The organism is Frigoribacterium sp. CFBP 8754, from assembly GCF_014841815.1.
GTDB classification, from domain to species: Bacteria; Actinomycetota; Actinomycetes; order Actinomycetales; family Microbacteriaceae; genus Frigoribacterium; species Frigoribacterium endophyticum.
The window spans coordinates 526,702-543,875 of sequence record NZ_JACYUO010000002.1; the positions used below are offsets into that span (position 1 = coordinate 526,702).

13 protein-coding genes and 1 pseudogene are annotated in these 17,174 nt (G+C 71.3%); 4 read left to right on the forward strand and 10 right to left on the reverse strand.

Features of this window, described 5'->3' with window-relative positions:
* Nucleotides 1–369: 369 nt before the first annotated feature.
* The 4 genes from nrdF to nrdH all read right to left on the reverse strand — a co-directional run bounded on the left by nrdF (nucleotide 370) and on the right by nrdH (nucleotide 4,346).
* Nucleotides 370–1,395: a class 1b ribonucleoside-diphosphate reductase subunit beta gene (gene nrdF, locus IFT72_RS08910; RefSeq protein WP_056056795.1), complete on the reverse strand. Its 1,026-nt coding sequence runs from the start codon at nucleotides 1,393–1,395 to the stop codon at nucleotides 370–372.
* 112 nt (nucleotides 1,396–1,507) lie between these two features.
* The gene (gene nrdE, locus IFT72_RS08915; RefSeq protein ID WP_056058956.1) at nucleotides 1,508–3,613 is read right to left on the reverse strand and encodes a class 1b ribonucleoside-diphosphate reductase subunit alpha; all 2,106 of its coding nucleotides are present in this window, start codon (nucleotides 3,611–3,613) and stop codon (nucleotides 1,508–1,510) included.
* A 32-nt stretch (nucleotides 3,614–3,645) separates the two neighbouring features.
* Nucleotides 3,646–4,062, reverse strand: a complete 417-nt coding sequence (gene nrdI / locus IFT72_RS08920) for a class Ib ribonucleoside-diphosphate reductase assembly flavoprotein NrdI (protein WP_056056798.1) — start codon at nucleotides 4,060–4,062, stop codon at nucleotides 3,646–3,648.
* 50 nt (nucleotides 4,063–4,112) lie between these two features.
* Nucleotides 4,113–4,346 (reverse strand): glutaredoxin-like protein NrdH, encoded by a 234-nt coding sequence (gene nrdH / locus IFT72_RS08925; RefSeq protein WP_056056800.1) that lies wholly within the window; start codon nucleotides 4,344–4,346, stop codon nucleotides 4,113–4,115.
* A gap of 374 nt (nucleotides 4,347–4,720) precedes the next feature.
* Here nrdH and IFT72_RS08930 point away from each other — a divergent pair, with 374 nt between their 5' ends.
* The 3 genes from IFT72_RS08930 to IFT72_RS08940 all read left to right on the forward strand — a co-directional run bounded on the left by IFT72_RS08930 (nucleotide 4,721) and on the right by IFT72_RS08940 (nucleotide 7,388).
* Nucleotides 4,721–5,929, forward strand: a complete 1,209-nt coding sequence (locus tag IFT72_RS08930) for an MFS transporter (protein ID WP_192046183.1) — start codon at nucleotides 4,721–4,723, stop codon at nucleotides 5,927–5,929.
* A 28-nt stretch (nucleotides 5,930–5,957) separates the two neighbouring features.
* Complete coding sequence (locus IFT72_RS08935) at nucleotides 5,958–6,788, forward strand: aldo/keto reductase (RefSeq protein ID WP_192046184.1); 831 nt, start codon at nucleotides 5,958–5,960, stop codon at nucleotides 6,786–6,788.
* A gap of 75 nt (nucleotides 6,789–6,863) precedes the next feature.
* The gene (locus tag IFT72_RS08940; protein WP_192046185.1) at nucleotides 6,864–7,388 is read left to right on the forward strand and encodes a ribonuclease H; all 525 of its coding nucleotides are present in this window, start codon (nucleotides 6,864–6,866) and stop codon (nucleotides 7,386–7,388) included.
* 12 nt (nucleotides 7,389–7,400) lie between these two features.
* Here the strand turns inward: IFT72_RS08940 and IFT72_RS16620 are convergent.
* The 3 genes and pseudogenes from IFT72_RS16620 to IFT72_RS08955 form a co-directional block, all read right to left on the reverse strand.
* A pseudogene (locus IFT72_RS16620) lies at nucleotides 7,401–8,140 on the reverse strand (SDR family oxidoreductase); the annotation flags it as partial.
* A 97-nt stretch (nucleotides 8,141–8,237) separates the two neighbouring features.
* Nucleotides 8,238–10,808 (reverse strand): RNA helicase, encoded by a 2,571-nt coding sequence (locus IFT72_RS08950; RefSeq protein WP_192046187.1) that lies wholly within the window; start codon nucleotides 10,806–10,808, stop codon nucleotides 8,238–8,240.
* Nucleotides 10,809–11,224: 416 nt separating this feature from the next.
* On the reverse strand, nucleotides 11,225–11,422 hold the full coding sequence (locus tag IFT72_RS08955) for a hypothetical protein (RefSeq protein ID WP_056056812.1): 198 nt from the start codon (nucleotides 11,420–11,422) through the stop codon (nucleotides 11,225–11,227).
* A 189-nt stretch (nucleotides 11,423–11,611) separates the two neighbouring features.
* On the opposite strand from IFT72_RS08955, the gene IFT72_RS08960 reads away from it, so the two are divergent.
* A complete protein-coding gene (locus IFT72_RS08960) occupies nucleotides 11,612–12,517 on the forward strand; it encodes an NAD(P)-dependent oxidoreductase (protein WP_185233510.1) in 906 nt (301 codons plus the stop codon).
* Between the two features lie 135 nt (nucleotides 12,518–12,652).
* Here IFT72_RS08960 and IFT72_RS08965 read toward each other — a convergent pair whose 3' ends face one another.
* From IFT72_RS08965 to IFT72_RS08975, 3 genes are all read right to left on the reverse strand, one after another.
* Nucleotides 12,653–14,224, reverse strand: a complete 1,572-nt coding sequence (locus IFT72_RS08965) for a methyltransferase (RefSeq protein WP_192046188.1) — start codon at nucleotides 14,222–14,224, stop codon at nucleotides 12,653–12,655.
* Between the two features lie 118 nt (nucleotides 14,225–14,342).
* A complete protein-coding gene (locus IFT72_RS08970) occupies nucleotides 14,343–15,788 on the reverse strand; it encodes a right-handed parallel beta-helix repeat-containing protein (protein WP_192046189.1) in 1,446 nt (481 codons plus the stop codon).
* A gap of 310 nt (nucleotides 15,789–16,098) precedes the next feature.
* Nucleotides 16,099–17,088: a hypothetical protein gene (locus IFT72_RS08975; protein ID WP_192046190.1), complete on the reverse strand. Its 990-nt coding sequence runs from the start codon at nucleotides 17,086–17,088 to the stop codon at nucleotides 16,099–16,101.
* Between the last annotated feature and the right edge of the window lie 86 nt (nucleotides 17,089–17,174).

A 17,174-nucleotide genomic window follows, 5' to 3' on the forward strand; every position in this document is an offset into this window, starting at 1 on the left:
GTGTTCATTTGGGCTGTTGGCGCAGCCTCTTTGACTACGGGATGAGGTGCCTGAAAGCGCACTCTCCCTTGCGTGCGATGCACGGCGGGAACGTACTTCCCACTTCGAAGCGAGTCACGTCCCCGTACTGATCGGCCCAGTTGCCGTCTTCGGGGACGCGCTGTCCGGTCTTCCAAGACCCTGACGGGCCTTTAGGGCGGTGGTGTGTCACGTCGGATTCCTCCTTTCATGCTTGTGGATGAACCGCGTAGGAGGTCCTGCACGGTGGTTCTGACAGATCCAAAGCGAATCTGCAAAATCTGAGGCATTGAAGGCGCGGAAGACCGTTGCACGAAAGGGGCCCCGGTCAAAGACTGGGGCCCCTCTCGACTAGAAGTCCCAGTCCTCGTCTTCCGTGTTGACGGCCTTGCCGATGACGTACGACGAACCCGACCCGGAGAAGAAGTCGTGGTTCTCGTCGGCGTTCGGCGAGAGGGCCGACAGGATCGCCGGGTTCACGTCGGTGGCGTCCTTCGGGAACATCGGCTCGTAGCCGAGGTTCATCAGCGCCTTGTTGGCGTTGTAGTGCAGGAACTTGCGGACGTCCTCCGTCAGGCCGACGCCGTCGTACAGGTCCTGCGTGTACTGGATCTCGTTCTCGTAGAGCTCGAAGAGGAGGTTGAAGGTGTAGTCCTTGATCTCCTGCTTGCGCTCCTCGGAGGCTCCTTCGAGGCCCTTCTGGAACTTGTAGCCGATGTAGTACCCGTGCACGGCCTCGTCGCGGATGATGAGACGGATCAGGTCGGCGGTGTTGGTGAGCTTCGCCCGCGACGACCAGTACATCGGCAGGTAGAAGCCGCTGTAGAACAGGAACGACTCGAGCAGCGTCGAGGCGACCTTGCGCTTCAGGGGGTCGTCGCCCGTGTAGTAGTCGAGCACGATCTGTGCCTTCTTCTGCAGGTTCGGGTTCTCGACCGACCAGCGGAAGGCGTCGTCGATCTCGGGGGTCGACGCGAGGGTCGAGAAGATCGACGAGTAGCTCTTGGCGTGCACCGACTCCATGAACGCGATGTTCGTGTAGACGGCCTCCTCGTGCGGGGTGATCGCGTCCGGGATGAGGCTGATCGCGCCGACGGTGCCCTGGATGGTGTCGAGCAGCGTGAGGCCCGTGAACACGCGCATGGTGAGCTGCTGCTCCTCCGGCGTGAGGGTGTTCCACGACTGCACGTCGTTCGACAGCGGGATCTTCTCGGGCAGCCAGAAGTTGTTGACGAGTCGGTTCCAGACCTCGACGTCCTTGTCGTCCTGGATGCGGTTCCAGTTGATCGCACTGACCGACTTGATCAGCGGGATCGACTTGCCGGTGGCGTGCACCGGGTCGCCGGCGACGCTGTTGATCTTGTCGGTGATGGTCATGTCGTCTCTTCCGTCGTGTGGTGCCGTGGTTCTCAGTTCAGGAGGCGGGGGCCGGTCGTCGAGACCGGCCCCCGCCGGGTGCCGCGCCGCAGGAGCGGCACGGCGACGAGCACTAGAGCATGCAGCTGACGCAGCCGTCGACCTCGGTGCCCTCGAGCGCGAGCTGGCGCAGACGGATGTAGTAGATCGTCTTGATGCCCTTGCGCCATGCGTAGATCTGCGCCTTGTTGATGTCACGGGTCGACGCGGTGTCCTTGAAGAACAGGGTCAGCGAGAGGCCCTGGTCGACGTGCTGCGTCGCCGCGGCGTAGGTGTCGATGATCTTCTCGGGGCCGATCTCGTACGCGTCGGTGTAGTACTCCAGGTTGTCGTTCGTCATGAACGGCGCCGGGTAGTAGACGCGGCCGAGCTTGCCTTCCTTGCGGATCTCGATCTTCGACGCGATCGGGTGGATCGACGACGTCGAGTGGTTGATGTACGAGATCGAGCCGGTCGGGGGCACCGCCTGCAGGTTCTGGTTGTACAGGCCGTGCTCCATGACGCTGGCCTTGAGGGCGAGCCAGTCGGCCTGCGTCGGGATCGCGACGCCGGAGGCGGCGAACAGACCCGCGGCGCGCTCGGTCGCCGGCACCCAGGCCTGCTCGGTGTACTTGTCGAAGAACTCGCCGGAGGCGTACTTGCTGTCCTCGAAGCCGCCGAAGGTCACGCCCCGCTCGATCGCGATGGTGTTCGAGGCCCGCAGGGCGTGGAACAGCACCGTGTAGAAGTAGATGTTCGTGAAGTCGATCGCTTCTTCGCTGCCGTAGTGCACGCGCTCACGAGCCAGGTAGCCGTGGAGGTTCATCTGGCCGAGGCCGATGGCGTGCGACTGGTCGTTGCCGACCTCGATCGAGCGCACCGACTGGATGTGGCTCATGTCGCTGACGGCGCTGAGGCCGCGGATGGCCGTCTCGACCGTCTTGCCGAAGTCGGGGGCGTCCATCGCCAGGGCGATGTTCATCGACCCGAGGTTGCAGGAGATGTCTTTCCCGATCTCGTTGTACGAGAGGTCCTCGTTGAACGTGGTCGGGGTGTTGACCTGCAGGATCTCCGAGCACAGGTTCGACATGTTGATGCGGCCCTTGATCGGGTTCGCCGCGTTGACGGTGTCCTCGAAGACGATGTAGGGGTAGCCCGACTCGAACTGGATCTCCGCGATCGTCTGGAAGAAGTCGCGGGCCTTGATCTTGGTCTTCTTGATGCGGCCGTCGGCCACCATCTCGCGGTACTTCTCGCTGATCGGGACGTCGCCGAAGGGGACGCCGTAGATCTTCTCGACGTCGTACGGCGAGAAGAGGTACATGTCCTCGTTGTTCTTGGCGAGCTCGAACGTGATGTCGGGCACGACGACGCCGAGGGACAGCGTCTTGATGCGGATCTTCTCGTCGGCGTTCTCACGCTTCGTGTCGAGGAACCGCATGATGTCGGGGTGGTGCGCGCTGAGGTACACGGCCCCCGCGCCCTGACGGGCACCGAGCTGGTTCGCGTAGCTGAAGCTGTCTTCGAGGAGCTTCATGACGGGGATGATGCCCGACGACTGGTTCTCGATCTGCTTGATCGGGGCGCCGGCCTCACGGATGTTCGAGAGCGAGAGGGCGACGCCGCCGCCGCGCTTCGAGAGCTGCAGCGACGAGTTGATGCCGCGCGAGATCGACTCCATGTTGTCTTCGATGCGCAGCAGGAAGCAGCTGACGAGCTCGCCGCGCTGGGCCTTCGCCGTGTTGAGGAAGGTCGGGGTGGCCGGCTGGAAGCGGCCGCCGATGATCTCCTCCACCAGGTCGATCGCGAGCTGCTCGTCGCCCTGGGCGAGGCCGAGGGCCGTCATGACCACCCGGTCTTCGAAGCGCTCGAGGTAGCGCTTGCCGTCGAACGTCTTGAGCGTGTACGAGGTGTAGTACTTGAACGCGCCGAGGAAGGTCTGGAAGCGGAACTTCTTCGAGTAGGCCAGGTCGTTCAGCTTCTCGATGAAGGCGAAGTCGTACTGCTCGATGGTGGCGAGCTCGTAGTACTCGTTCTCGACGAGGTAGTCGAGGCGCTCGCGCAGGTTGTGGAAGAAGACCGTGTTCTGGTTGACGTGCTGCAGGAAGTACTGCTTCGCCGCCTCGCGGTCCTTCTCGAACTGGATCTCGCCGGACGGACCGTAGAGGTTCAGCATCGCGTTCAGGGAGTGGTAGTCCATCCCGGAGCTGAGACCCTGCCCCGGGGCGGCGATCACTTCGAGGTCATCGACTGCTGTGTCCAAAATTCTTCCAATCCAGTTCTTACGGCTGTGACGTCGTCGGGAGTCCCGAAGACCTCGAATCGATAGAGGAGGGGCACGTCGCACTTGGCGGCGACGATGTCGCCGGCCAAGCAGTACCCCTCACCGAAGTTCGTGTTGCCCGCGGCCACGACGCCCCTGATGAGGGAGCGGTTGCCCTCGTCGTTGAGGAAGCGGATGACCTGCTTCGGCACGGCGCCCCGGCCCTCGCCCCCGCCGTAGGTCGGCAGGACGAGCACGTAGGGGTCGCTGACGTGGAGCGGCTGTTCCGAGGGGAACAGCGGGATGCGCTCGGCCGGCACGCCCAGCTTCATGACGAAGCGGTGGGTGTTGCCGGAGACGCTCGAGAAGTAGACGAGGTTCGTCATGTCAGGCGAGCCTCCTGTCTCGTCGGCGACCGCGGCCCGGGAGGCGCGGGTCAGGAGATGCGGGCGGCCAGGCCGGCGATCTTGTCGGGGCGGAAACCGCTCCAGTGGTCGTCGTCGGCGATCACGACGGGGGCCTGCAGGTACCCGAGGGCCTTGACGGTCTCGAGCGCGGCCTCGTCGGCGGTGACGTCGAGCACCTCGTACTCGATGCCCTTGTTGTCGAGCGCACGGTAGGTCGCGGTGCACTGGACGCAGGACGGCTTGGTGTAGACGGTGATGGCCATGGGATCCCCTGTGTTCTGGTCGGCTCGGGAGCCGGGTGGTGAGCGGCGCGGACGCCGTGCGGTGGGCTTGTGGGGCCTGCGGGCGTGGTGCCCGTGGCGACTGTTCGATACTACATCTAGTGGCCGGGGGTTGCCCCCGCAACTAGATGCGGTGTTACACGCCTGTAGTTCGCCGGACCGAGTTCTCCACAGGGAACCGCACACGTTCTGCACAGAACGAGCCGGGTTCTCCCCGGTTCTGGGCCGTTCTCCACATGTTCGTCCCCACCACCGACATCGCCGAAGGGGTGTCCCCAGTTCGGGGCCCCGGCGTGTCGCGGCGAGTCGGCGGAGGGCTGTCGAGGGCCTCCGGGCGTCCGTAGACTCGACTCCTCGTGAGCACCTACACCTCCCTCCTGAAGACGCCGGGCGTCGGCCGCATCATCGCGGCGCAGCTGACCGCGCGCTTCCCGTTCGGGATGCTCTCGCTCGCGTTCCTCCTCCACGTCGAGCACGTCCACCACTCGTACGCCGCGGCCGGCCTCGTGCTCGCCGCGACGAGCATCGGGCAGGCCATCTCGGGCCCCCTGACGAGCCGGTGGATGGGCCGCTGGGGCATGCGCCCCGTCCTGCTGCTCACCCTCGTCGTCTGCTTCGTCACGATGGTGACCTTCACGCTGTACGACTTCTCCGTGCCCGCCTTCATGGCGCTCGGCTTCGTGACCGGCCTCAGCGTGCCTCCCGTCCAGCCCGCGGTGCGCACCATCTACCCGAAGATGGTCAACTCGTCGCAGCTGACCCCCCTGTTCTCCCTCGACGCCTCCGCCCAGGAGATCATCTGGGTCGCCGGCCCGGTCATCACCACCTTCGTCGGCACGCAGGTCGGCACGCAGGAGGCCATCTGGCTCGCCGCCGTCTTCCTCGTCGGGGGCGGCGCCTGGTTCATCGCCTCGCCCGAGGTCGGCCGGGTGCGCATCCCGCGCAGCAAGCGCGCCTTCGGCAAGGTGCTCGCGCGGCCGACCGTGCTGCTGGCCACCGCCTCCGGCTTCCTCCTCATCGGCGCCTGCGCGGCCGTCGAGGCCGGGGTCGTCGCCCTCTTCGGCGAGGGCAGCGCCGACTCGGGCATCGCCCTCGCCGTCTTCGCCCTCGGCTCGCTCGTCGGCGGCCTCGCCCTCGGGCACGTGCCGGTGGGCCCGTGGGCGCTGGCCCGCCGCCTCGCGATCGTCTTCGTCGGCATGACCCTGGCCGTCTTCGTCAGCGGACTGCTGCCGCTCAGCGCCGCCCTGCTCGTCGCCGGCGTCGGCATCGCCCCGGCCCTGGCCGTCATGTTCGCGATCGTGTCGTCGAGCGTGAAGTTCAGCGACACGGCCGAGGCCTACGGCTGGGCCGGCACCGGCCAGCTGATCGGCTCCGCCCTCGGCTCCGCGATCGCCGGCTTCTGGATCGACCGGATCGGCGGCCAGGGCGGCCTGCTCGTGGCCGCCGTGTTCGCGTTCGTCGGGGCCGTGGTGGGCGCCGTCTTCCACCGCTCGCTGCCCGATCTGCGCGGGCGCGACGCGAGCCCGCTGCCCGACACCGAACCGGTGCCCGTCCAGCCCAGCTGACCCGCGACTCCGGTGCCATGATCGAGGGATGGCCCCCACCGACACGCCCACCCTCGCCCTGAACGACGGCACCACCATCCCCCAGCTGGGGCTCGGCGTCTACAAGGTGCCCGACGACGAGGCCGAGACGGTCGTCGCGACGGCGCTGGAGGCGGGCTACCGCCACCTCGACACGGCGTCGTTCTACGACAACGAGGGCGGCGTCGGCCGGGCGATGCGCGCCTCGGGCGTGCCTCGCGACGACGTCTTCCTCACCACGAAGGTGTGGAACACCGACCACGGCTACGACGAGACCCTGCGCGCCTTCGACCGCAGCCTCGAGACCCTCGGCACCGACCACGTCGAGCTGTACCTCATCCACTGGCCGGCCCCGACCCAAGACCGGTACGTCGAGACCTACCGCGCCCTGGAGCGCATCCGGGAGGAGGGGCGGGCCCGCTCGATCGGCGTCAGCAACTTCCAGGTGCACCACCTCGAGCGCCTGCTCGGCGAGACCGACGTCGTGCCCGTCGTCGACCAGGTCGAGGCGCACCCGTGGCTGCAGCAGCACGAGGTGCGGGAGTTCGCCGCGGCGCACGGCATCGTGACCCAGGCCTGGTCGCCGCTGGCCCGCGGCAGGATCCTCGACGACCCGACCCTGCTCCGCCTCGCCGAGCGGCACGGCGTCTCGACCGCGCAGGTCGTGATCCGCTGGCACCTGCAGCAGGGGCTCGTCGTCATCCCGAAGTCGGTGACGCCGGCGCGCATCCGCTCGAACATCGACGTGTTCGGCTTCGAGCTCGACGACGACGACCTCGCGGCGGTCGCGGCGCTGGACTCCGGGCAGCGCACCGGCTCGCACCCCGACACGAACGGCTGAGCCGGAGGCGCGGGTCGAGGGGGCGGCGCCCGCTCGCGTACCGTGGTGGGCGCACATCTCGAGCAAGGAGCACCCATGACGATCGTCGCCGCCGCTGACGGATCCGCCCTCGGCAACCCCGGCCCCGCCGGCTGGGCCTGGTACGTCGACGACGACCGCTGGGCCGCCGGGGGCTGGCCCCGGGCCACGAACAACCAGGGTGAGCTGACCGCCGTGCTCGAGCTGCTGCGCGCCACGGCCGGCACCGACGAGGCCATCCACGTACTGTGCGACAGCCAGTACACGATCAAGGCCTGCACCGAGTGGATGCCGGGCTGGAAGCGCAAGGGCTGGCGCAAGGCCGACGGCAAGCCCGTGCTCAACGTGGAGATCCTCAAGGAGCTCGACGCCGCCCTCGCGGGGCGCTCTGTCACCTTCGAGTGGGTGCGCGGCCACGTCGGCCACGAGATGAACGAGGCCGCCGACGTCCGCGCCCGCGGCGCCGCGACGGCGTTCCAGAACCGCAGCGACGTGCCGAGCGGGCCGGGCTGGCCGGGTGCGCCGGTCGCGACGACCTCCCCGGTCGCCGCTCCCCCGGAGCCGCCGGCGACGCTCTTCTAGGTCGCGCCCCGNGACAGCCCGCCGTCGACCACGAACTGCGCGCCGGTGGAGAAGGCCGAGTCGTCGGAGGCGAGGTGCAGGGCGAGGCCCGCGACCTCCTCCGGCATGGCCAGGCGGCCGCGCGGGCTCATCGTCTTGAAGGCGTCGAGCAGCGCGGGCTGCGCCTCGACCTGGCGCCGGAAGAGCGCGGTGTCGGTCGGGCCGGGGTGCAGCGAGTTGATGCGGATGTCCCAGCCCTCCTGCGCGGCGTGCGCGGCACTGGAGCGGGTGAGACCGACCAGCGCGTGCTTGCTGGCGGTGTAGGCCGCGTCGTCGCCGAAGCCGAGGAAGGACGTGGCCGGGGCCAGGTTGATGATCGACCCGCCGGACGACGCCGGGTTCGCGCGCATCTGCTCGATGGCGAAGCGCGTGCCGAGCATCACGCCCGTGACGTTGACGGCGAAGACCCTGTTCCAGCTCTCGAGCTGCGTCACGTCGATCGACTGGCCCGAGACGATGCCCGCGTTGTTGACCAGCACGTCGAGGCGCCCGTAGTGGTCGGCGATGCGGTCCATCACGCGCTTCCAGTCGCCGCCGTTCGCGACGTCGTGCTGGATGAACTCCGCGCCGGCCTCCGCGGCGACGGCCGAGCCGTCGAGGATGTCGGTGGCGACGACGCGCGCCCCCTCGTCCGCGAAGCGGCGGACGATGGCCTCCCCGATGCCCGAGGCGGCTCCGGTGACGATCGCGACTTTGCCGGACAGACGGGACATGGGTCCTCCTCGTGGAGCGGAGCACGGTGGTGCTGCGGGCGGTGCGTCGGAGGGTCGCTCCGGGGTGGCCGACGGGGTGCCGCGGCCAGCGACGATGCTACTCCTCGACGACCGTCGACCGGGCCCGGTCGGAGGCGGGACCGACGGCCGTGACGGTGACCACCGCCTCCCCGCGCTCGTCGCTCGAGGCCAGGTCGACCACGGCCGAGATGCCCCAGTCGTGGTCGCCCTCGGGGTCGGCGAGCACCTGCCGCACGCGCCACACGCTCGGCAGCTGCTCGACCTGGAGCATGTGCGGGCCCCGCGCGTCGGTGTCGGTGCCGATCGTGTCGTACTCGTCGAAGTAGCGGTCGAGGGCCTCGCCCCAGCGGTCGACGTCCCACCCCGACGACGAGTCGAGCTGGCCGAGGGCCTCGGCGTCGTCGCGGGCCATCAGCTGCACCCGACGGAACATCTCGTTGCGCACCGCGATGCGGAACGCCCGGTCGTTCGCCGTGAAGCGGCGGAGCACCGGCGGCACGATCTCGTCGTGGGCCTCGACCTCGCGGGGGTTCAGCATCTCCTCCCACTCGTCGAGCAGGCTCGAGTCGACCTGGCGCACCAGCTCGCCCAGCCACTCGATCAGGTCGGCGAGCTCGTCGGTCTTGGCCTCGTCGGGCACCGTCTGCCGCAGGGCGCGGAACGCGTCGGAGAGGTAGCGCAGCACGAGGCCCTCCGACCGGGCCAGGCCGTAGAAGCCGACGTAGTCGCCGAACGTCATGGCCCGCTCGTAGAGGTCGCGCACGACCGACTTCGGGCTGAGGGCGAAGTCGCCGATCCAGGGCTGCGACGCCGCGTAGGTCTCGAAGAGCGCCGTGAGCAGCTCGTCGAGGGGCTTGGGGTGCGTGACGTCCTCGAGCAGCTCCATGCGCTGGTCGTACTCGATGCCCTCCTGCTTCATGGCCGCGACGGCCTCGCCGCGGGCCTTGAACTGCTGCTGCGAGAGGATCGGCCGCGGGTCGTCGAGGGTCGCCTCGATGACCGAGACGACGTCGAGGGCGTAGCTGGGCGACTCGCGGTCGAGCACCTCGAACGTCGCGAGCGCGAACGGCGAGAGCGGCTGGTTGAGCGCGAAGTTCGCCTGCAGGTCGACCGTGAGGCGGATGGTCGGCGCGGCGCCGTCGACGCCGGGCTCCTGCACGACGACCTCCGCGGTGCGGAGCGTGCGGTAGATCGAGATCGCCTGCCGGGCCATCGCGTACTGCTTCGCGAGGGGCTCGTGGTTGTCGAAGACGAGCGACCGGACGTTCGCGAAGACGTCGCCGCCGCGGCCGATCACGTTGAGCAGCATCGCGTGCGTGACCTGCAGGTGCGACACCAGGGGCTCGGGCTCCGCCGCGATGAGCTTGTGGAAGCTCGGCTCGCCCCACGAGACGAAGCCCTCGGGGGCCTTCTTGCGCACGATCTTGCGCTTCTTCTTCGGGTCGTCGCCGGCCTTCTCGATCGCCTTGAGGTTGTCGATCTCGTGCTCGGGCGCCTGCAGCACCACGGTGCCGGAGGTGTCGTAGCCGGCCCGGCCCGCCCGGCCCGCCACCTGGTGGAACTCGCGGGCGCTGAGCTGGCGCATGCGCGTGCCGTCGAACTTCGTCAGCGCGGTCAGCAGCACCGTGCGGATCGGCACGTTGATGCCGACGCCGAGGGTGTCGGTGCCGCAGATGACGCGGAGCAGGCCGCGCTGGGCGAGCTGCTCGACGAGACGGCGGTACTTGGGCAGCATGCCCGCGTGGTGCACGCCGATGCCCGAGCGAACGAGCCGGCCGAGCGTCTTGCCGAAGCCGGTGCTGAACCGGAACCCGCCGATCAGCTCGGCGATCTCGTCGCGCTGCTCGCGCGTCGCGACCTTGATGCTCGACAGCGCCTGCGCCCGCTCGAGCGCGGCGGCCTGCGAGAAGTGCACGACGTAGACCGGGGCCTCGCCGGTGGAGAGGAGCTCCTCGACGGTCTCCTGCACGGGGGTCTGCGCGTACGAGTAGTGCAAGGGCACGGGGCGCTCGACGCCGGTGACCCGAGCGACGGGCCGGCCCGTGCGCCGGGCGAGGTCGTCGGTGATGCGCGTCACGTCGCCGAGCGTCGCCGACATCAGCAGGAACTGCGCCCGGGGCAGCAGCAGCAGGGGCACCTGCCAGGCCCAGCCGCGCGACTGGTCGCCGTAGAAGTGGAACTCGTCCATGACGACCTGGTCGACCTCGGCGTCGGGCCCCTCGCGGAGCGCGAGGTTGGCGAGGATCTCGGCGGTGCAGCAGATGATCGGGGCGTCGTGGTTGACCGACGAGTCGCCCGTCACCATGCCGACGTTCTCGGCGCCGAACAGCTCGACCAGCGCGAAGAACTTCTCGCTCACGAGGGCCTTGATCGGCGCCGTGTAGTACGTGCGCCGCCCCTGGCTCAGCGCCACGAAGTGCGCTCCCGCGGCGACGAGCGACTTGCCGGTGCCGGTCGGCGTGCTGAGGACGACGGAGGCGCCCGAGACGAGCTCCATCATGGCCTCGTCCTGCGCGGGGTACAGGGGCAGCCCCCGGCTCTCCGCCCACTCGACGAACGAGGTGTAGGCGACGTCGGGGTCGTACGAGGACGCTCCCGGGGTCGCGGGCAGCAGAGCGGCGAGCGGGGCGGTGGGAGCGGGCGACATGGTGAGTCGATCCTGCCCCATCGACCGGGCCCGCGCCTCCGCCCGGGGCGGGAGAGCCGTCACGGGGCCGGGGGGCGACCCCGTGACGGGCCCTCGCCACGGACCCTGAACCGCCCCGAGGTGAGGACTCCTCGATGGTGCCACGAACGTTTCGGTTCGGCAAACGACCGAGGGAGGCGTGACGCCCGGAGACGAGACACGCCCCCGTCGACGAGCCGGGCTCGGACAGGGGCGTGTCACCGCGCCCACGACGTCGGCCAGCTCGAGTTCGGATCAGGAGAGCCCGAGCGACCGGACGCCGCACGACGGGCGCGGGATGCCCCGGTAACCAGCCGGGCGCACGAACCCTACCGTAGCGTGAGGCTCGGGCTCCGGGAAGGGTGGCTGGGGGGTGATCGTGGGCCGGGGCTCCCGGCCTAGCGCAACGGGATGTGCCCGCCCAGCGCGTCGTCGACCTGCTCGACGGCGCCCTCGCGGGCGGCGTCGTCGGCCTCGGAGGCGCCGTGGGCGTCGACGGGGGCGGGGTCGTCGCCGTGCACGGCGGCCGCGTCGGTGCGGTCGTCGAGGTCGCGGTCGGCGGGGTCGGTGCTGCCGGTGATCGGGTCGGTGCTCATGGCGGTCCTCTCGCTGTCGGTGGTGGCGGGGCCGGGGCCGCGCCGTCCTCGTCACGGTACCCGCGCCTCCCGCACGGCCCCCAGCGACGCCGGGCGGCGCCGGACCCTGTGGGCCCTCCGCACCCCGACACGGTATGAACGAGGAGGCGCACCGCGCGCCCTCGAGACCCTCCCCAGGAAGTGCAGACGATGTCGTCACCCGCCCCCTCCCCCGCCCCCCTCCGCGTCGCCGTCACCGGCGGCAGCGGCAAGCTCGGCCGCGCGGTCGTCCGAGACCTCGCCGAGCACGGCTGGGAGGTCGTGCTGCTCGACCGCGTCCCGAGCCCCGACCCGGTGCCCGGCGTCACCTTCGTGCAGGTCGACCTCTCCGACTACGGGCAGGTCGTGCAGGCGCTCACGCACGTCGACGACCGCTACGACTCGATCGACGCCGTGGTGCACCTCGGCGCGATCCCCGCCCCGGGGCTCGTGCCGAACGCGACGCTCTTCACGAACAACGTGACCGGCAGCTACAACGTCTTCGCCGCCGCCCGCGCCGCGCACATCCGCAACGTCGTCTGGGCCTCGAGCGAGACCCTGCTCGGCATCCCCTTCGACCTCGACCCGCCCTACCTGCCCCTCGACGAGGAGTACGCCGTGCGCCCCGAGTCGTCGTACTCGCTCGGCAAGGCCCTCGACGAGGAGATGGCCCGGCACTTCACCCGCTGGGACCGCCAGCTGAAGATGATCGGCCTGCGCTTCTCGAACGTCATGGACGACGGCGACTACGAGGACTTCCCGTGGGACGAGACGCCCGAGGCGAAGACCTTCAACCTGTTCTCGTACATCGACGCCCGCGACGGCGCCCAGGCCGTCCGCCGCGCGCTCGAGAGCGACCTGGTCGGCTACGAGGCCTTCATCATCGCCGCGACCGACACGGTCATGAACACGCCCACGGCCGTGCTGGCCGACCGCTTCTGGCCCCAGGTGGAGCGCCGCGCGGCCGTCGAGGGCACCGACTCGCTGCTCAGCAGCGACAAGGCCCGCGACCTGCTCGGGTTCGTGCCGGAGTACAGCTGGCGCACCTGGGGCGACCGGGTCGGCAAGCAGGACTGACCTCGGCGGCGGCGGCCGCGGCGGCCGCGACCGCGGCCGCGGCCGCGACCGCGGAGCGCGTGGCACGACGGGCGAGTCCGACCCGACCGGGCGTCCGTCGACGCCCGGGTCGGTCGGACCCGCCCGTCGTCCGTCTCAGGGCCGCAGCATCCCCGTCGTCACGAGCTCCCGCACCTGCGGCAGCAGCTCGGCGGTCAGCGCGGACTCGTCGGCCTCCAGCAGGTGCGCGAGCGCCCCGACGATCGCGCCGACGCTGAGCTCGCCGTCGCAGGCGCCCACCAGGGCCGAGAGCGCGGTGCCCGAGTCGACCCGCCGGGCGAAGCCGCCGCCCTGCACGAGGGTGATCACGGTGGGGTCGTCGTTGCCGGGCCAGTAGTGGCGCTCCTCCGTGACGTCGCCGGCGACCGTCAGTCGGGTCGCGAGCAGCGCCGCGTCGTCGAGGCCGCGCAGCACGTCGACGGCGTCGAGCGTGGCCGCGAGGTGAGCGCCCAGCCCGACGTCGTTCGAACCGAGGCCCCCGAGGAGGCGCTCGGTGCGCACCAGGGGCACCGCGCCTCCGCCCGGGGGTCGCTGGAGCGTCACGTAGCCGAAGCCGACCTCGACGACGCCCCGGGCCTCGAAGTCGCCGAGCCAGGCCTCGTAGAGGCGCTCGAAGTCGTCGGTGCCCGGGCGGGTGCCCCCGTCGCGGATCCAGGTCTCCGCGTAGGCCGCAGGATCTTGCACCTCGCGCTCGACGACCCAGACGTCGAGGGGCACGTCGCCGCGCGAGGCCCAGTCGGCCACCGAGTACGCCCCCCGCTTGCCGGCCGCGGCGCCCGCGCCTCCGGTCTCCCAGTTGCCGAGCAGCTGCGCGACGCCGCCGGGGGCGAGGTGGGCCCCGACCTGCGCCACGACGGAGGCGACCAGGTCGTCGCCGACCATGCCGCCGTCGCGGTACTCGTACTCGGGCACGCCCGGGGCCCGGGGCGTGATGACGAAGGGCGGGTTCGAGACGACGTGGTCGAACGTCTCGCCGGCCACGGGCTCGAACAGGCTGCCGAGGCGGAACTCGATGCCGTCGACGAGGTTGAGCGCGGCGTTGAAGGCCGCGAACTCGAGGGCCCGCCGCGAGATGTCGGTGGCGACCACGTGGCGCGCGTGGCGGGCGACGTGCAGGGCCTGGATGCCGCAGCCGGTGCCGAGGTCGAGCGCGCGGTCGACGGTGCCGGGCGTCATCAGGCCCGCGAGCGTGGCCGAGGCGCCGCCGACCCCGAGGACGTGGTCCTCGCGCAGGGCGCCGCCGAGGGCGAGCTCGCCGAGGTCGGAGGTGATCCACCAGGAGGCCTCGCCGGCCGCGTCGACGAAGGCGTAGGGGCGCAGGTCGACGAGGGCGGCCACCTCGCCGCCGGGCCGGCGCTCGACGAGCCCGAGGGCCTCGGCGCCGTCCACGCCGAGCGTCGGCAGCGCCTCCGCCAAGTCGTCCGCCGGCTGTGGCACGCCCAGCACGAAGGCCAGCGCGAGGGTCGCGGCCGGCCGGAGCGACGGGTCGCGGTCGACGCTGCGGAGCAGGGCACGGCGAGCGGCCACCCGCTCGCCGCGGAACAGGGCCGCGCCGGCGGCGGCGCCCCAGGCGTCGGCGCTGCCGAGCCGGTCGACGGTGAAGTCGGCCGACGAGAGGTCGGAACGCAGGCGGGCGAGGAGGTCGGCGTCGGTGGAGAGGAACGGCACCCGACCATCTTGCCCCGCGGCGGCCGCGGCCCGGGACAGGGCCGCCGCCCGGCCCGGGAGCGGCGCCGGTGCTTCGGCGCACGCCGCGGGGGCCGCGGGGGCCGCGGCGGCGGCCGCCTCAGCGGGAGCAGGCCCCGTTCGTCAGCCCGGCCGCGGCGCGCGTGCCGGCCGTGCGGCAGGCGACGACGGTGCCGACCGCGCCCTTCTGCACCCAGACCTCGTAGCCGGGCACGCCGCCGAGCACCGTGTTGTCGCGGAAGGCGTTGCCGCGCCCCCAGCCCGAGATGACGTGCACCTGGAAGGCGTCGAGCTTCGTGCCCGTGCCGGAGTTGGCGGTGACGAGGTAGCCGTCGCCCTTGACGTCGACCCACGAGTCGGCCGAGTTCTCGCCCGACCGGCCCGCGTCGCGGAAGACGTTGCCGCTGACGACGCCGCCCGTGGTGCCCTCCTTGAGGTCGATGCCCTCCGCCGCCGTGTCGGAGATGGTGTTGCCGATGATCTGCGCGCGGTCAGAGCGGTCGGGGGTCGACGACGAGCCCATGACGCTGCCCCAGTTGCTGACGGCGCTGCCGACGTAGATGCCCTCGCCGAAGCCCGCCTTGCGGAGCCCGGTGTCGTGCACCGACGAGCCCCGGACGGTGACGTCGACGCTGTTCGTGCGGAGGTGGACGCCCTCGTCGCCGATCCGCCCGACGTCGACGCCCTCGACGACGGTGCCGCTCGAGCCGTCGAGCACGATGCCCTTCTGGGCGGTCTGCACGCTGAGCCCCGAGACGATCCAGCGATCGCCGGTCACGTGCAGGCCGTAGCCCTTCGAGACGCTGCCGGTGGTCAGCACGGCGGCCCGGGAGCCGGTGAGGCGGATCGGCTGGCTGGCCGTGCCGTCCGCCGCGGCCCGGAAGGTGCCGGTGTACGTGCCGTCACGGAGCGCGATCGTCTGGCCCGGCCGCGCCGCCGCCAGCGCCGCGGTGAGGCCCGCCGAGGTCGACACCGTCACCGTCGTCGCTGCCGGCGTCGCCACGGGCGACGTCGAGGACGCGGGAGGCGCGGGCGAGGCCACCGGGGCCGGCGCGGGGGTCGGGGCGGGGACCGGCGCGGGAGCCGGTGCCGGCGCGGGCGCGGGAGCCGGTGCCGGCGCGGGAGCCGGTGCCGGCGCGGGTGCAGGTGCAGGTGCGGGCGACGGCACAGGTGCAGGTGCCGCCACCGGCGCGGCGACGGCCGCCGCCCGCACCGTGAACGGCACCTCGACGGCCTGGCGTCCGCCGACCGCGGCGTCCTCCCAGCGCACGTCGAGCTCGTGGGCGCCCGGGGCGACGGCGATCGGGAAGGCGTAGGGCGCGACCTTGTCCTGGCCGAGGTAGCTCCCGTCGACCTTCACCTTGACGACGGAGCCGGCCGGGGCGTCGACCCCGAGCGTGAAGGCCCCGGTGGTCAGCGTGGCTCCCGCGAGCGGCACGCCGTCGGCGGTCGCGACGGACGTCGAGGCTGCGTGCGCCGCCTCGGGCACGGTGACCGTCGCGGCCACGGTCAGCAGCACGGCGGCGCCCGCCACGGTGCTCGTCACGGCCAGTCTCCTGGTGGTGGTCGTTCGTCCCATCATCGTCTCCCCGGTGTCGGTGGTGGTGGCCGACGGCACGCGCGGGGAGCGCCCCCTGCGCCCGGCAGGGTGGCCGTCCGGCGGTCGTCGACGCGCCCTCGGCGCTGATCCGACCATCCCATGCGGGCCCCGGAGCGTCTCCACCCCGTTGGCGGGTCAACCGCCCGCAGAGCGCCCCCAGAGCTGGGGGGCCGCGTCGTCCGACCTCACCCACGACGACGACGTGCCGCCCGCCCCGCGAGGGGACGGACGGCACGGAGCAGGTCGCGACGGAGCGTCAGTTCGTGAAGACGGCCGCGTCGTAGTCGTAGCCCGGAGCGATCTGGTAGACGAGCTGGGCCGGGTCGCTGACGGAGTAGACCTCCTGCCAGGTGGCGGACTGCCCGGCGGGCACGGTCGTGCTCGGCGAGCCCATGAGCCCCTGGGCCGAGTCGAAGACCTGGCTCGCCTCGACGCCGCCCGACGACACGCTCGAGTAGGTCTCGATCGGGTCGTAGTTCGCGCCGGTGTCGTTCTGCACGGTGACCGTGAACACGACGGCGGCGGCCTGGTCGGCGCCGGCGGCGGTCTCGCTCGGCGTGAAGGGCTGCGGGGCCGAGACGCTGACCGAGATGCCGTCGTCGTACGACCAGACGTCGCCGAAGACGGCGTTCTCGCTGGCCGCCTCCTCCGAGGCGTCGTCGGTCGACTCGGTGGGCTCCGTGACGCCGGGGTCGCTCGAGCCGCCCGTCTCGCCGGAGCTCTCGTCGATCGAGTCGCGGACGCTGCCGGCGGCCACGAGGCCGACGACGAGCACCGCGACGGAGACCAGGACGGCGAGGCCCGAGAGCGCCGTGCCGATGATCGCGAGGAGGCGCGAGCCGGTCTTCTTGAGGAGCGCCACGATGCCGAGGGCGAGGCCCACGAGGCCGAGCACCCCGCCGAAGACGATGATCGAGAGCAGCAGGCCGACGCCGCCGAGCACGACGGAGGCGATGGCGAGACCGTTGCCGCCGGCCGGCGACGACGGCTGGCCGCCGTAGGGGGCGTAGGGCTGACCCGGCTGGCCCGCCTGGCCGTAGTGAGCCTGGGGAGCGCCGTACGCGCCCGGGGGCGTCGTCTGCGGGGCTCCGTAGGCCGGCTGCGGCGCCGAGCCGGGGGCGCCGCCGCCGCCGGGGGCCTGCTGGCCCGAGCCGGGGTAGGCGCCGTAGCTCGGGGGCTGCGGCACCGAGGGGGGCCCAGCGGCGGCGGGGTCGTACGGGTCGGACGGCTTCTGCGGATCGCTCATCCCACAGAGTATGCCGTGCACCAGACCGCTCCGTCTGCCCAGCTCCCCCCGCGCCCCCCTTCTGGGGCCACGAGCTCCCGCTCCAC

What these genes read in the sequence shown, in the direction of transcription:
- nrdF (WP_056056795.1), bottom strand. Translation starts at nt 1,395, where the DNA reads ATGACCATCACCGACAAGATCAACAGCGTCGCCGGCGACCCGGTGCAC.
- nrdE (WP_056058956.1), bottom strand. Translation starts at nt 3,613, where the DNA reads ATGGACTACCACTCCCTGAACGCGATGCTGAACCTCTACGGTCCGTCC.
- nrdI (WP_056056798.1), bottom strand. Translation starts at nt 4,062, where the DNA reads ATGACGAACCTCGTCTACTTCTCGAGCGTCTCCGGCAACACCCACCGC.
- nrdH (WP_056056800.1), bottom strand. Translation starts at nt 4,346, where the DNA reads ATGGCCATCACCGTCTACACCAAGCCGTCCTGCGTCCAGTGCACCGCG.
- IFT72_RS08935 (WP_192046184.1), top strand. Translation starts at nt 5,958, where the DNA reads ATGGCCCCCACCGACACGCCCACCCTCGCCCTGAACGACGGCACCACC.
- IFT72_RS08940 (WP_192046185.1), top strand. Translation starts at nt 6,864, where the DNA reads ATGACGATCGTCGCCGCCGCTGACGGATCCGCCCTCGGCAACCCCGGC.
- IFT72_RS08950 (WP_192046187.1), bottom strand. Translation starts at nt 10,808, where the DNA reads ATGTCGCCCGCTCCCACCGCCCCGCTCGCCGCTCTGCTGCCCGCGACC.
- IFT72_RS08955 (WP_056056812.1), bottom strand. Translation starts at nt 11,422, where the DNA reads ATGAGCACCGACCCGATCACCGGCAGCACCGACCCCGCCGACCGCGAC.
- IFT72_RS08960 (WP_185233510.1), top strand. Translation starts at nt 11,612, where the DNA reads ATGTCGTCACCCGCCCCCTCCCCCGCCCCCCTCCGCGTCGCCGTCACC.
- IFT72_RS08975 (WP_192046190.1), bottom strand. Translation starts at nt 17,088, where the DNA reads ATGAGCGATCCGCAGAAGCCGTCCGACCCGTACGACCCCGCCGCCGCT.